We start from the raw sequence: 14,092 nt of genomic DNA on the forward strand, positions 1-14,092 counted from the left end.
GTTCGTGCGCGGCGGCCGGACGACGCCGGCGCGCGCCGCGTTCGTCATGCGCGGGCGTGGCGCGCCGCGAGCCATGCGTCGACGCGCGCGAGCGCATCGCGCAGCGCGCCGCCGAGCGCGGCGCTGCCCGCGAGGCCGCCCCACAGCAGCTTGTCCGCGCAGAACACCGCGAGCGGGTCGGGGGCCGCGAACATCCGGCGCACCGCGTCCGCGTCCATCACGCCGTCCTGGTACGTGTAAGGCAGAGCGCCTTCGTTCCAGCGTTCGAGGAAGCGGAAGAACAGCGCGGGCAGCATCGCGGTGGCGGCCGGCGTCGCGCCGGCGGCGATCCGCTGCGCGAGCGTCGGCGCGATGAAGCCGGGGATCTTCGAGAAACCGTCCGCCGCGACACGCTGGTTGGTGTCCTGGATGTACGGGTTGCTGAAGCGGTCGAGCACAACGTCGCGATACTGCGCGAGATCGAGCGGGCTCGGCGTCAGGCACGGGATCACGTCGTCGGTCACGTAGTCGTGCGCGAAGCGGCGGATGTCGGGGTCCACCGTGCCTTCGTGGATGTACGACAGGCCGACCAGCGTGCCGGCCCACGCGATGCAGCTATGCGTCGCGTTCAGGATGCGGATCTTCGCTTCCTCGTACGGCATCACCGACTCGACGAGTTCCGCGCCCGCGCGCTCCCACTCGGGCCGCCCCGCGCAGAAGTGATCCTCGATCACCCACTGGATGAACGCCTCGCCCATCACCGGGCACGCGTCGTCGACGCCGGTCGTGGCCTTCACGCGCTCGCGGACGTCCGGCGTCGGGCGCGGCGTGATCCGGTCGACCATCGAGTCGGGGCATGCGGTGTTCGCGTCGAACCAGTCGAGCAGCGGCGTCGCGCCGCGCAGCGTCAGGAACTCGCGCATCCCGTTGCGAAAGCGCCTGCCGTTGCTGCGCAGGTTGTCGCAGGTCTGCAGCGTGACCGGGCCGCCGCCGCGCGTCTTGCGCGCGTCGAGGATCGCCGCGAGCGCGCCGTAGATCGTCGTGCGCGCGCCGCCCAGATCGGCGGCGAGGTCGGGGTTCGCGATGTCGAGCCGGTCGTGTTCGTCGAGGTAATAACCGCCCTCGGTCACGGTGAACGAAATGATCCGGCACGCCGGGTCCGCGCCGGCGTCGACGAGCCGGCCGAGATCGGCGGACCACGGCAGCACGCGGTCGATCGAGCGGATCGTCTCGTAGCTGCGCTTGCCGTCCGGCGTCACGGTTTCGAGCGTATAGACGCCGTGTTGCGCGGCGAGCGCGTCGAGCACGGGGTTCATGTCGGCGCGGATGTTGCCGACGGTCAGCGACCAGTGCGGGCCGGCGTCGGCGCACGCGAGGTTCGCGCGATGCAGATACCACGCCTGATGCGCGCGGTGAAACGACCCGGCGCCGATGTGAAGGATCACGTGCGAGCCGCTGCGTTCGCTGTTCATCAATGTCTCCTGAGAGGCGGGATGCGCGCGTCGGATGCGCGTCTGTAGTCGGGGCCGGCTGCTTCGCGATGTCGCGGCGACCGGAACAATTGCTCTTCGATTGAACGAATGATCGTATTCGGTCGGGCGAAAGTCAAGGCGGTGGACGGCGGTTTGATTGGCGCAGTGCGGCGGGCGGGGAAGGGGGCGCATCGGCGGAACGCTCGGCGGCGCGCGGGTTAGCGGGGATGTTGTCCTGCACAAACCGGCGCTGAAGGCGAAAGCGTGGCGGGGGCGGCGGGATCTCGCGACGCGGGTAGGGCTGCAGAGGATGGTCCGGGGCCAGCCGATCTGGAGTCGATGTCCGCCAGCGACACCGGCAAGACGGGCGATGGATCGAGCGGCAGCACTGGCGCGGCACCTTGATTCCGGGCCTGGCAGCGAACGCGCCGTACAACGTGAGACTAACGGCGGCATAGGATGCTAGCGCCTGGCATCGACGGATCGCTGCGGCTTCTCTTTTGTCGCGCAGGCTGCCTGTACTGCGGAGCTATGCGGCCGTTCGTTGCGCGACGCGGTGCGTCCGCACCGCGGTCCCGATGCGCGCGAGACGCACCGCTTTTGTCGAAGCGCGACGCGCCAGCAGCGTTACGGTTCGATCACCCGCGTGAGCGCCGCCACCGCCTGCTCCGTCGCATCGTCCGCGCAGCAGTCGACGACGATCCGCTCCGGCATCGACCGCAGCCACGTCAACTGCCGCTTGCACAACTGACGCGTCGCGAAGATGCCCTTGTCGCGCATCGTGTCGTAGTCGGTCGCGCCGTCGAGGTATTCCCACGCCTGCCGGTAGCCGACGCAGCGCATCGACGGCAGCCCGGGGTTCAGATCGCCGCGCGCGCGCAGCGCCTTCACTTCGTCGAGGAAACCCGCGGCCAGCATCGCATCGAAGCGCCGCGCGATGCGCGCGTGCAGCACGCCGCGATCGGACGGCTCCAGCGCGACCGGCACGAAGCGGTAGCGCGCCGCGTCGTCGTCGCGTGCGACGGGCGCGGCGAGCAGCGCCGACATTGGCTGTCCGCTCAGCACGAACACTTCGAGCGCGCGCTGGATTCGCTGCGAGTCGTTCGGCGCGAGCCGCGCGGCCGTCGCCGGATCGACCGCCGCGAGCCGCGCGTGCAGCGCGGGCCAGCCGTCGCGCGCGGCGTCCGCGTCGAGCGCCGCGCGCACGGCCGGATCGGCGGACGGCAGGTCGTTGAGTCCGTGCGTGAGCGCACGGTAGTACAGCATCGTGCCGCCGACCAGCAGCGGCACGTTCCCGCGTTGCGCGATCTCGCCGGTCGCGCGCAGCGCGTCCGCGCGGAAGTCGGCGGCGGAATACGCGTCGGCGGGATCGACGATGTCGATCAGGTGATGGACGACCGCCGCGCGCTCGGCCGCCGACGGCTTCGCGGTGCCGATGTCCATCCCGCGATAGACGAGCGCCGAATCGACGCTGACGATCTCGACCTCGCGGCCTTGCGCGCGCAGTTGGCCCGCGAACGCGAGGGCGGCCGCGGTCTTGCCGGACGCGGTGGGGCCGAGCAGACACGCGACGGCGAGCGCGTCGTGCGAAGCGGGTGGCGGGTTCATTGACCGCGCATGAACAGGCGGTCGAGGTCCGCGAGCGTCAGTTGATACCACGTCGGCCGCCCGTGGTTGCACTGGTCCGCGCGCTCGGTCGCTTCCATCTGGCGCAGCAGCGCGTTCATCTCGTCGAGCGTCAGGCGGCGGTTCGCGCGGACCGCGTGATGGCACGCGAGCGTGCCGAGCATCTCGTGCTGGCGCTCGGTCAGCACGCGCGAGCCGCCGTACGCGTGCAGGTCCGCGAGCACCGCGCGCGCGAGCGCGGGCAGGTCCGCGTCCTTCAGCAGCGCCGGCACCGCGCGGATCGCGATCGACGTCGGCGACAGCGCCGCGAGATCGAAGCCGAGCGCGTCGAGCGTCGCCTTCTCCTCGTCGACGACGCCGACCTCGACCGGATCGGCCGTCATCGGCAGCGGGATCAGCAGCGGCTGGACCGCGAGCGAGCGTTCGGCGAGCGCGTGCTTGAACTGCTCGTACAGGATCCGTTCGTGCGCGGCGTGCATGTCGACGATCACGAGGCCGCGCGCGTTCTGCGCGAGCACGTAGATGCCGTGGATCTGGCCGAGCGCGAAGCCGAGCGGATGATCGTCGGCCGCGTTGAAGTCGTGCGCGGAAGGCGGCGGGACGAACGGCGCCGACGCGGCGCCGTCGGCCTGCGCGGCCGTCGCGCCATCCGACGCGCCCGCGCCGACGTCCTTGCGGCCGAACAACGCGTCGTATAGCGCGAGCGGCTGGGCGACCGGCAGCGTGCCCTGGGTCATCCGCGACTGGCGCAGCCATGTGTTGCCGGCGCCGCCGCTTCCCGAGGAACCTGCGCCGCCGCTGAAACCGCTACTGCGCGCAGCCGAACCGAAGCCGCCCGAGCTGCCGGAACCGAAGCCGCCTGAACTACCGAATCCGCTCGAACCGCCTGAACCGAATCCGCCCGCACTGAACCCCGCCGTGCCGCCGGCACCGCCCGCGAGTCCACCCGCGCCGTCCGCCGGACGCGCTTCGAGATGCGCGGCGTGGCCGCCCGACGTTGTCTCCGGCGACGCGCCCGCGTGCCGCGCAAGCGCGCGCTGCACCGCATGGAACACGAACTGGTGGATCGAGCGCGAATCGCGGAACCGCACCTCGATCTTCGACGGATGCACGTTCACGTCCACCGACTCGGGCGGCAGGTCGAGGAACAGCACGTAGGACGGGTAACGGTCGCCGTGCAGCACGTCCTCGTACGCGGCGCGCACCGCATGCGTGAGCAGCTTGTCGCGCACGAAGCGGCCGTTCACGAAGAAATACTGCTGGTCCGCGCGGCCGCGGCTCGCGGTCGGCAGCCCCGCGCAGCCGTACACCGCGAGCGGCCCGGCGGATTCGTCGAGCGGCAGGTGCGCGGTCGCGAACGTCTCGCCGAGAATCTTCGCGACGCGCGCGGCCGGCTCGGTCGCGTTCCAGTGCTCGACCGCGCGGCCGTTGTGCAGCACCGAGATCGCGACGTCGGGCCGCGCGAGCGCGGCGCGCCGGATCATCTCCAGGCAATGGCCGAGTTCGGTCTGCTCGCTCTTCAGGAACTTGCGCCGCGCGGGCGTGTTGAAGTACAGCTCGCGCACCTCGATCGTCGTGCCCTGGGTGCCGGCCGCCGGCGCGAGCACGCCGGTCTGCGCGTCGATCTTCACGGCATGCGGCGCGTCGGCGGTGCGGCTCGTGATGGACATCTCGGCCACCGACGCGATCGACGCGAGCGCCTCGCCGCGAAACCCGAGCGTCGCGACGCTTTCGAGTTCCGCGAGCGAGCGGATTTTGCTGGTCGCGTGCCGCATCAGCGCGAGCGGCAGTTCGCGTTCGGGAATCCCGCAGCCGTCGTCGGCGATCGAGATGCGCTTCACGCCGCCTTCGTCGAGCAGGATGCGCAGTGTCGTCGCGCCGGCATCGAGCGCATTTTCGAGCAGTTCTTTCACGACCGACGCGGGGCGCTCGACCACCTCGCCGGCGGCGATCTGGCTGATCAGTTGATCGGGCAGCGGCTGGATCGCGCGCGCGGGCTGCGCGAAACGCTGCGGCGCGGCCGGGCGGCCTGCGTCCGCTGCGTTTGCGTCCGATGGAGCAGGGACGGCGTCGGGCAAAGCGGCGCCGGGAGCGGCAGGATCGGTGTACGAGGACATGCGCGCCATTATAGCGATTCGACCTTGCGCGTCCCGGCACGCGGAGTCCGCGCGGCCGGCGGTTTTTTCGTGGCGCGCGGCACTTTCGGTATCATGGCGCGGTCAATCGCGCTTCTCGTCCCTTCTCGCCCCGGTGCGCCGCCGCGCCCGCCCTACAAGGAATCTATTTGGACACGCTGCTGCATTTCGTGAACCTTGTCCTGCACATCGACAAGTTCCTCGGCGACTTCATCCATCTGTACGGCGCGTGGGTGTACGCGGTGCTGTTCCTGATCGTGTTCTGCGAGACCGGGCTCGTGGTCCTGCCGTTCCTGCCCGGCGACTCGCTGCTGTTCATCGGCGGCGCGTTCGCGGCGACGCACGAGATGGACCTCGGCCTGCTGATCGCGCTGCTCGTGATCGCGGCGGTCACCGGCAACACGCTCAACTATCTGATTGGCCGCGCGATCGGGCCGGCGGTGTTCAACACGCGCATTCGCGGACTCGAACGGTTCCTCGACCGCGCCGCCCTGCAAAAGACGCACGATTTCTACACGCGCCACGGCGGCAAGACGATCGTGCTCGCGCGTTTCATCCCGGTCGTGCGCACGTTCGCGCCGTTCGTCGCCGGCATCTCGCAGATGAGCATGCGGCGCTTCCAGCTCTTCAACATCGCCGGCGCGCTGCTGTGGGTGCTGTTGCTCGTGCTGCTCGGTTATTTCTTCGGCAACATTCCGTTCATCCGCCAGTACCTGAACGTGATCGTGCTGGTCGGCATCGGCGCGGCGGTCGTGCCGGTCGTGATCGGCGGGGTGTGGAAGATGCTGCGCCGGAACCGCGACGCGCAGCGCGGCGCGGTGCGGCCGCCGAACGGCAGCCCCCGGCCCTGACATCTCGCGCATCTCGCTCGGAGAGGCGCATATGAAAACGGCATCGCGATGACAGCGATGCCGTTTTTTCTTGCGTGAACGGATGCGAGCGGATCGACGCGGCGGGCGCGGCGTTATGCGGTGCGGCGCACGAGCGTCGGCGTCTCCGGCGTCGGGTAGCCGGCCTCGCGGAATGTCTCGACGATCGCGCGGTTCGTGTCGAAATACACCTGCCAGTAGTTGTCGTTGCTCGTGTACGGGCGCACGCACAGCAGCGGGCCTTCCGGCGTGAACGACAGCAGTTCGACGTTCGGCGGCGGCTCCTGCACGACATTCGGGATCTTCGCGATCGCCGCGCGCAGCCGGTTCGCCGCGTCGACCGGATCGACGCCGTTCGCGATCTTCGCGGTCAGTTCGACGCGCCGCACCGGCAGCACGCTGAAGTTCGTGATCGTGTCCGAGAAGACCTTGTTGTTGCCGATGATGTTGATTACGTTGTCCGGCGTGACGATCGTCGTGCCGAAGATGCCGAGTTCATGCACGGTGCCGGTCACGCCGCCCGCGGTCACGAAGTCGCCGACCTTGAACGGCCGCAGCACCTGCATGAACACGCCGGCCGCGAAGTGCGCGAGCAGGCCGCCCCACGCAGTGCCGACCGCGAGGCCGAGACCGGCGAGCAACGCGGCGAACGACGTCGTCTGCACGCCGAACACCTGCAGGATCGCAAGGACCAGCAGCAGGTTCAGCACGCCGCTCAGGATCGAGCCGAGGTAATGCGCGAGCGTGGGATCGATGCGCTGGTTGCGCCCGAGCATCCGCCGCAGCAACCCGGCGATCAGGTTGATCGCCCAGCGCCCGACGATCCACAGCACGATCGCCGCCAGCACTTTGGTCCCGAAGTCGATGCCCCGGGTCATCACGAATACGCGGATGGTGTCGAAGTCCAAGATGCCCTCGTTTCAGTCGGTGAGATTCGTGGAAGCCATACGGCGTGACCGGCGGGACGGGCAGACAGGACGCGTGGATGAGGCGCGCAGCGCGGGCGTCGCGGCGGACCGCCCGCTGGTTTTTCCCCCACGAGAGTTATAGCCGACGGCGCGGGCCGTCGCAAGCGGCGTTCCCGGCCGGCGGCGGTCGCGGTGTGCGGGATATGCGGGCTGCATTGCTCCGGTTCGATTCGAGCGAGGCGGGGCGCTCAAGTCACGGGTGAATGCGGTGAAGCATTCTGTCGATGTGGGGGGCGGCGCTCGACGTTCGTTGTCGCGGCGCGGAGAGACGAGCGTGTGCAGTCGCGGCTGTCGCGACAGTTACGACTACGCGCTGGTTGGCTGATGGTTCGGTTGAAAGCGCGTCGTTGGTTCGATGGGGGTTAGGCACGATGCCGTCGCGTCGGGCATATGGCATCACGACCCGCACGAACTCACCGCGCATCGGGCAACGGCTCGCCCGGCGGTTTCCCGTTCGACAGATAGCGGCTCAGCCAGCGGCTCGCCGGTCCGATCGCCGCGTCGGTGCGGTGGATCAGCGACACGTTGTAGTTCACCGAGCGCCGGTCCGACAGCGCGATCGACACGAGCCGGCCTGCCTGCAAGTCCGCTTCGACCAGATGCCGCGGCATCGACCCCCAGCCTAACCCCGCGAGCAGCAGCCGATGTTTCGCGCCGAGGTCGCCGAGCTTCCACGTGCGGTTGCTGTACACGCCGAACGTCTGCCCTTCGGTGAGCCGGCTGCGGTCCGCGAGCACGAGCTGCGTATGCTCGCGCGCCTCGGAGATCGGTATCGGCGGCCCCGGCCTCGCGAGCGGATGACCGGGCGCCGCGACCAGCATCAGTTCGACGGTGGCGATCGACTCCGCCTCGATCACGTGCGGCCAGTTGTGGTTCGGCCCGCTGATGCCGAACGCGCAGTCGCCGTCGAGCACCAGCTTCAGCACGCCGCCGAGCGCCTCCATCGTGAGGTTCAGCGCGACGGTCGGGAACGCGAGCGCGAACGCCTGCAACGCTTCGACGAGCCGCTGCGACGGGAACATCACGTCCACCGCGACCGACACCTCGCCTTCGAGCCCGCGTTGCAGGCCGAGCGCCTTTGCGCTCAACTGGCCCATCAGCAGGTCGAGGCGGCGCGCGTCCGCGAGGATCGCGCGGCCCGCCGGCGTCAGTTCCGGCTTGCGCCTGCCGCGCTCGAACAGCGCGACGCCGAGCATCGTCTCCAGATTCGCGATCGTATAGCTGACGACCGACTGCGCGCGGTCGAGTTGCCGCGCGGCGGCCGAGAAACTGCCGGTTTCGGCGACGGCGATCAGCGCGCGCAACTGTTCGAGACTCGGCGAGCGATCCATGTGGTATCCAAAAAATGGATGGTAACGATCCATTCTAGACGATTGTTTGAATATATCCGGCCGGTTAAAGTGGCCCCTTTCTTATCCTGGAATGTTTCGTCCGATGAACCTCGCCGCACGGGCCGCCCGCCGCTATACGGGCATCGCGATGCTGCTGCACTGGCTGATCGCCGCGCTGATCGTCTGGGGCTTCGCGCTCGGCTGGGTGATGACCGACATTCCGGGCATCACGCCGACCAAGCTGCGCTACTTTTCGTGGCACAAGTGGATCGGCGTGACCGTGCTCGCGCTGGTGCTCGTGCGGATCGTCTGGCGCGCGACCCACGCCGCGCCGCCGCTGCCCGCGTCGATGCACGCGTGGGAGCGGCTCGCCGCGCACGCGGGCCACGCTGCGCTGTATCTGCTGATGGTCGCGATACCCGTCACGGGCTACCTGTATAGTTCGGCGGCCGGCATCCAGGTCGTGTATCTCGGCATCTGGCCGCTGCCGGTGCTGATCGGCCCGGACAACGCATTGAAGGCCGTGCTGCGCACCGTGCACGTGACGCTGAATTACGCATTGCTTGCGATGGTCGCCGCGCACCTGCTCGCGGTCGTCAAGCACCAGTGGCTCGACCGGCAGCGCATTCTCGCGCGGATGCTGCCGTTCGGCACGCCGCGCGATTGATGCACGACTGACGCCCGGCGCCGTTCGATCCATCCATTCGCTCCTTTACCCGTTTCAATCATCCGATTCCGGTGACCCGACATGAACCGACGTTTCGTTAGCACCGCTTCCGTTGTCGCGCTCGGCGCGACGCTCGCCGCCGCCGCGGCGTTCTGCATCGACGCGAACGCCGCCGCCGATCCCGCGAAGAACGCCGTGACCGCCGTCTTCAAGCAGATGAACGTGCCGGTCGAAGGGCACTTCAACAAGTTCGCGGCCGACGTGCATTTCGACCCGGCGAACGTCGGTACGTCGAGCGCGAAGCTCGACGTCGACGTCGCGAGCTTCGACATCGGCTCGCCCGACTACAACAAGGAAGTCGCCGGCGACGAGTGGTTCGATACCGCGCATTTCCCGCACGCGACGTTCGTGTCGTCGCAGATCAAGCCAGGCGCGAACGGCACGTATTCGGTCGCCGGCAAGCTGACGATCAAGGGCAAGACGACCGACGTCGTCGTGCCGGTGCAGTACCACAAGGACGGCGCGAACCAGGTGTTCGACGGCACGCTGCCGATCAAGCGGCTTGCATACGGCATCGGCACCGGCGAATGGAAGGACACGTCGGTCGTCGCCGACGACGTGCAGATCAAGTTTCACATCGTCACCGCCGCGCGGTGACTCCCTCACGCATCAACGCACACACGTTGCTTCAATAACAGGACCCTCTAACACATGAAGACCACCGTTTTCGCCGCGGCCGCGCTGGCCGCCGCCCTTGTCACGCCCGCGTTCGCCGCGCCGGTCACGTACAACCTCGACCCGACGCACACGTACCCGAGCTTCGAGACCGACCACTTCGGCGGCGTGTCCGTGTGGCGCGGCAAGTTCACGAAGTCGAGCGGCACCGTCGTGCTCGACCGCGCGGCGAAGACCGGCACTGTCGACGTGACGATCGACGCGTCGTCGATCGACACCGGCAACGCGGCGCTCGACAAGCACGTGCAGTCGCCGGAACTGCTCGATGCCGCGAAGTACCCGACGGCGACCTACAAGAGCACGTCGATCCGCTTCGAAGGCGACAAGCCCGTCGAAGTGATCGGTTCGTTCACGCTGCATGGCGTGACGAAGCCGCTGAACCTGAAGATCGACTCGTTCAAGTGCTTCCAGAACCCGATGCTGAAGCGCGAAGTGTGCGGCGCGGACGCGAAGGGTGAATTCGACCGCGCGGATTTCGGCGTGGACTACGGCAAGACGTATGGCTTCAAGATGGCGACGACGCTGCAGATCCAGGTCGAAGGCGTGAAGGCCGACTGAGCGCCCGAAGCCGACGCCGCGCCGACGACGGGCGCGGCGGCCGGATGAGAAAAAGCCCGCATGGCCCGGTTCGAGCGTGCGGGCTTTTCGTTTGGCGGACCTGCGCGGCGCGTGCGGATCAGCGCACGGATTGGCCTATGACGCGCGGTTCCAGCGCGACGTCGACGATCTGTTGATGCCACACGCTGCACGTCGCCTTCACCGGCACCCACAGATACTTGCCGCGCACCTTCGCGAAGCCGCGCATGCTGATCAGCGAGTCGAGCGGCGTCGCGGATGCGCCGGCCGATCCCGATACCGATGCCGACGACGACGGCACCGGCGTCGAGTCCGCACCGTCGTCCGGGCGCTCGATGCGCGCGTTCAGCACGCGCCGGTCCGGCACGAGCAGCGAGTCGTAGCGCGACGTCCGGTGCACCCACTGATCGAGCGCCGCAACGCAGTTGACGACCGTATCGGGTACGCGCAGACGGCTCAGATATTCGTAGTTTTCCTGCGGCGCCGGTTGCAGTTGCGCGTGCACGCGCAGGCTGATCCAGAAGAGCGCGAGGAACGCGCAGACGAACGTGGTTGCCTTCATCGGTGAGTGCGCCCCGTAGAAGCGGAGCGGGGAGAACAGCGGAAAGCGAGCGAGTATACCTGGCGGCGTCATGCGATGCACAAATGCACAAGGATTACGCAGGCACCGATGCGTCTTAGCGCGAGGTCAACCGGTTCGCGAGCCGCTGTGCGTCGAAAGGCGCTTTCACTTTCTGATCGTTGTCGAAATAGCAGAACACGTCGCGGCGCTTGCGCGCGGGCGCCTTCGCGGTCGAAATCAGCACCGCGTCGTCCGGCTGGCCGCCCGACGACCACGCGTCGATGCGCGCGGCCCAGCGGTCGAGCGCCGGGTCGGAATACGCGCCGCCGTATAGCGTCTCGGTGCCGTGCAGCCGCAGATACACGAAGTCCGCGGTCACGTCCTCCGCATACGGCCAGTCCGCGACCGCATCCGAGATCACGAACGCGATCCGATGCCGGCGCAGGATCGCGATGAACTCGGGGACGCAGAAGCTCGCATGGCGGATCTCGATCGCGTGACGCAGCTTGCGATTGTCGTGCACGTCGAACCACGGCTGCTTCACGCGCGCATCGTGCTGTTTTGCGAGCGCGGCCGCCGTCTGCGTGTCGGCCGGCAGCAGCGCGGCGAAGCGTTCGAGCCGCTCCGGATCGAAGCGGAACGTCGGCGGAAACTGCCACAGGAACGGGCCGAGTTTCGTGCCGAGCGCGAGCACGCCGGATGCGAAGAAGTTCGCGACCGCGGGCCGTGCGGTGTCGTCGCGAAAGCGCAGCATGTGCGTCAGGTAGCGCGGACCTTTTACGCTGAAGACGAAGTCGTCGGGCGTCGCGTCGTGCCACGCGCGGAAGCTGGTGGTCGTCTGAAGCGAGTAGTGGGTGCCGTTGATCTCGATGCTCGACACCGCGCGCGACGCGAATGCAAGCTCGAGCGACTGCGCGAGATCCGGCGGGTAGAACACGCCGCGCCATCCTTCGTAGCGCCAGCCGGAGATGCCGATGCGGATCGTCATGGTAGGGGGCGAGTCAGGAGCGGCGGGATCGGGCAGATGGCGACGGTTAGCAAGCGGTGTGCCGTGCGCGTGTCGCGGGTGGTGCGCATGGGCGGGAAGCGCGGCGAATTCGGTCGATCGTACTGCGGCGCGTGCGGCGATGACGCGAAAGCGGCGGGTCTGCCTGGCTCGCGCTGATTCGTGCGGTTCAGTCGCGCCGGCAGCTCGCGGGGCGAGGCGTTGATTGACGGAAGAGTGGGCGCGACGAATATCAGCCGCCGGTTGCGCGAAGGAACGAAGGCGCGCGTCGGCGCGTTTTGGCCTGGGTCTTTTAGCTTGAGTCAACGCGACGCCGGTTAGCGGTGCGCGTATCGAGGCAGGGAGAGTACAGTTCGTCGGCTGCCACAAGCAGCGTCACTGTTGTTGCAACGCGTGTGCCGGTTTTTACGGGACCGGCGCACGCTCCGAACGACCAGTGCGGATGTTTGCAGTGAGGCGCAGTGAGGGATGTGAGCCGGTTCGAGAGAATCGGCTTTTTTTCTTTCTTGCGGGCGATGTCGTCCGGTCCGGTCGCCATGAATCGTGGCACACCCCACACCACCCGTCGCCGGAAAACAAAAAGCCCAGTCGCTACGACCGGGCTTCAATGTCTGAATCTTTTTGGTAGGCCGTACTGGATTCGAACCAGTGACCAACGGATTAAAAGTCCGCTGCTCTACCAGCTGAGCTAACGACCCAAAAGAAGCGGGATTATAGCGACGGCCGAATGGCCTGTCAAGAAAGCGCGGAAGCGAGAAAAGGCCCGGCACACGCCGTGTGCCGGGCCTTTGATGCAAGAGCCGTGCATTCGCTGGCCGGCAAGCTCGCATCGCGCAAAACCTGCCAGGCCGAGCAGCCGCGACGCGAGCCGAGCCGCTTATTTAAGTTGCGACAGCTTGCTCTGCGCCGCTTGAGCAACATCCGAACCGCCGTACTGCGCGACAAGCTGTTCGAGCGTGCGTTTCGCCTGCGCCTTCTGCCCTTGTTCGAGCTGGTTGTTCGCGATCGCGAACAACGCTTCCGGCGCGCGCGGATGCTGCGGATAACTCTTGACCACGTTCTGCCACGTCGCCGTCGAACCCTTGTAGTCCTTCTGCGCGTACAGCGCGTTGCCGAGCCAGTACTGCGCGGTCGGCTGATACGGGCTATCCGGATACTTCGTGATGAAGCTGCGGAACGCCGCCGCCGCACCCTTGAAGTCGCCGCTGCGGAACTGCTGCGAAGCGGCGTTGAACGCCTCCGTTTCGCCCGGCTGGACCGTGCCCTGCACGCCGTCCACGGTCTGTTGCTGCGGCTCGAACTTCTTGAGCCGAGTGTCCAGATCCGTGTAGTAGTCCTTCTGCTGCTTCTGCAGCGTCGCCAGCTGGTTCGCCATGTCCTCGTTCTGACCACGCAGCGTCGCGACCTGCTGGTTCAACTGGTCGATACGGTTGGACTGGTCGAGGATCGTGCGCTGGGCGGCGGACATCTGACTCGTCAGGTTATCCGTCTTCGCGCGCAGATCGAGGATCGCCTGGCGCGCCTGATCGTCGTCGAAGAGACCCGCGTGGGCCGGCATCGCCGCGAAGGCGGCGCCGGCCACGGAAGCGGCTGCGGCCACCCGCAGCCAGGAGAAACGGTGCGACATACGCCCCTTCATCCGATACGTCGATTACTGTTGATAGACGAGATCCGCACGGCGGTTCTGCGCCCACGACTCTTCGTCGTGGCCGAGCGCAACCGGCTTTTCCTTGCCGAGGCTGACCGCTTCCATTTGCGAGTCGGCGACGCCCATCAGCGCGAGCGAACGACGCACGGCTTCAGCACGGCGTTGGCCCAGCGCGAGGTTGTATTCGCTCGTGCCGCGCTCGTCGGTGTTGCCCTGGATCAGGACGTGGCGTTCCGGATGCGTCTTCAGATATTGCGCGTGAGCTTGCAGCACCGACTGGTACTCGTCCTTCACCGAGTAGCTGTCGAAGTCGAAGTACACGCTGCGCTTCGCGAGCGGGCTGTTCGGATCGTTCAGCGGATCGACGGTCACCTGCGCAACGGCGTTCGGGTTCGGCTGCGTGCCGAGCGCGCCTTGCGTCGCGTTCTGGTCGGTCTTCACCCCCGACTTGCACGCGGCCAGCGCGCCGATCATCAAGACTGCCAAGGCCAAGCGGGCTTTATTGGACATCATTTTTT

At 67.6% G+C, this 14,092-nt stretch carries 13 protein-coding genes and 1 tRNA gene; 4 read left to right on the plus strand and 10 right to left on the minus strand.

The window, feature by feature from the left end:
• Positions 1-44 precede the first annotated feature (44 nt).
• The 3 genes from dalD to mutL all read right to left on the minus strand — a co-directional run bounded on the left by dalD (position 45) and on the right by mutL (position 5,194).
• The gene (gene dalD, locus BLV92_RS04445) at positions 45-1,451 is read right to left on the minus strand and encodes a D-arabinitol 4-dehydrogenase (RefSeq protein ID WP_090542608.1); all 1,407 of its coding nucleotides are present in this window, start codon (positions 1,449-1,451) and stop codon (positions 45-47) included.
• A 627-nt stretch (positions 1,452-2,078) separates the two neighbouring features.
• Positions 2,079-3,059, minus strand: a complete 981-nt coding sequence (gene miaA, locus BLV92_RS04450; protein ID WP_090542610.1) for a tRNA (adenosine(37)-N6)-dimethylallyltransferase MiaA — start codon at positions 3,057-3,059, stop codon at positions 2,079-2,081.
• A complete protein-coding gene (mutL, locus tag BLV92_RS04455; RefSeq protein ID WP_090546826.1) occupies positions 3,056-5,194 on the minus strand; it encodes a DNA mismatch repair endonuclease MutL in 2,139 nt (712 codons plus the stop codon). Before mutL ends, miaA begins: the two co-directional genes overlap by 4 nt.
• A gap of 167 nt (positions 5,195-5,361) precedes the next feature.
• Between mutL and BLV92_RS04460 the strand changes: the two genes are divergently transcribed.
• Positions 5,362-6,063 carry a DedA family protein gene (locus BLV92_RS04460; RefSeq protein WP_090542612.1) on the plus strand — a complete coding sequence of 234 codons (702 nt, stop codon included), beginning with the start codon at positions 5,362-5,364 and terminating at the stop codon, positions 6,061-6,063.
• 113 nt (positions 6,064-6,176) lie between these two features.
• Here the strand turns inward: BLV92_RS04460 and BLV92_RS04465 are convergent, their stop codons facing one another.
• Positions 6,177-6,989, minus strand: a complete 813-nt coding sequence (locus BLV92_RS04465; protein ID WP_090542614.1) for a mechanosensitive ion channel family protein — start codon at positions 6,987-6,989, stop codon at positions 6,177-6,179.
• 473 nt (positions 6,990-7,462) lie between these two features.
• Positions 7,463-8,380, minus strand: coding sequence for a LysR family transcriptional regulator (locus tag BLV92_RS04470; RefSeq protein ID WP_090542615.1), 918 nt, complete (start codon positions 8,378-8,380; stop codon positions 7,463-7,465).
• 103 nt (positions 8,381-8,483) lie between these two features.
• Here BLV92_RS04470 and BLV92_RS04475 point away from each other — a divergent pair, with 103 nt between their 5' ends.
• From BLV92_RS04475 to BLV92_RS04485, 3 genes are all read left to right on the plus strand, one after another.
• Positions 8,484-9,047, plus strand: coding sequence for a cytochrome b (locus BLV92_RS04475; RefSeq protein ID WP_090542617.1), 564 nt, complete (start codon positions 8,484-8,486; stop codon positions 9,045-9,047).
• A gap of 81 nt (positions 9,048-9,128) precedes the next feature.
• On the plus strand, positions 9,129-9,704 hold the full coding sequence (locus BLV92_RS04480) for a YceI family protein (protein WP_090542619.1): 576 nt from the start codon (positions 9,129-9,131) through the stop codon (positions 9,702-9,704).
• Positions 9,705-9,758: 54 nt separating this feature from the next.
• Positions 9,759-10,340, plus strand: a complete 582-nt coding sequence (locus BLV92_RS04485) for a YceI family protein (RefSeq protein ID WP_090542621.1) — start codon at positions 9,759-9,761, stop codon at positions 10,338-10,340.
• A 118-nt stretch (positions 10,341-10,458) separates the two neighbouring features.
• Here BLV92_RS04485 and BLV92_RS04490 read toward each other — a convergent pair whose 3' ends face one another.
• From BLV92_RS04490 to pal, 5 genes are all read right to left on the minus strand, one after another.
• Complete coding sequence (locus BLV92_RS04490; RefSeq protein ID WP_090542622.1) at positions 10,459-10,920, minus strand: BspC domain-containing protein; 462 nt, start codon at positions 10,918-10,920, stop codon at positions 10,459-10,461.
• Positions 10,921-11,035: 115 nt separating this feature from the next.
• Positions 11,036-11,908 (minus strand): DUF72 domain-containing protein, encoded by an 873-nt coding sequence (locus BLV92_RS04495; RefSeq protein ID WP_090542624.1) that lies wholly within the window; start codon positions 11,906-11,908, stop codon positions 11,036-11,038.
• A gap of 640 nt (positions 11,909-12,548) precedes the next feature.
• Positions 12,549-12,624 (minus strand) — tRNA-Lys (locus tag BLV92_RS04500).
• A 179-nt stretch (positions 12,625-12,803) separates the two neighbouring features.
• The gene (gene ybgF, locus BLV92_RS04505) at positions 12,804-13,553 is read right to left on the minus strand and encodes a tol-pal system protein YbgF (RefSeq protein WP_090542626.1); all 750 of its coding nucleotides are present in this window, start codon (positions 13,551-13,553) and stop codon (positions 12,804-12,806) included.
• A gap of 24 nt (positions 13,554-13,577) precedes the next feature.
• Entirely contained in the window at positions 13,578-14,087 is a 510-nt protein-coding gene (pal, locus tag BLV92_RS04510) for a peptidoglycan-associated lipoprotein Pal (protein WP_090542628.1), read from the minus strand.
• Positions 14,088-14,092 lie beyond the last annotated feature (5 nt).

This window comes from Paraburkholderia caballeronis (assembly GCF_900104845.1).
GTDB lineage: Bacteria > Pseudomonadota > Gammaproteobacteria > Burkholderiales > Burkholderiaceae > Paraburkholderia > Paraburkholderia caballeronis.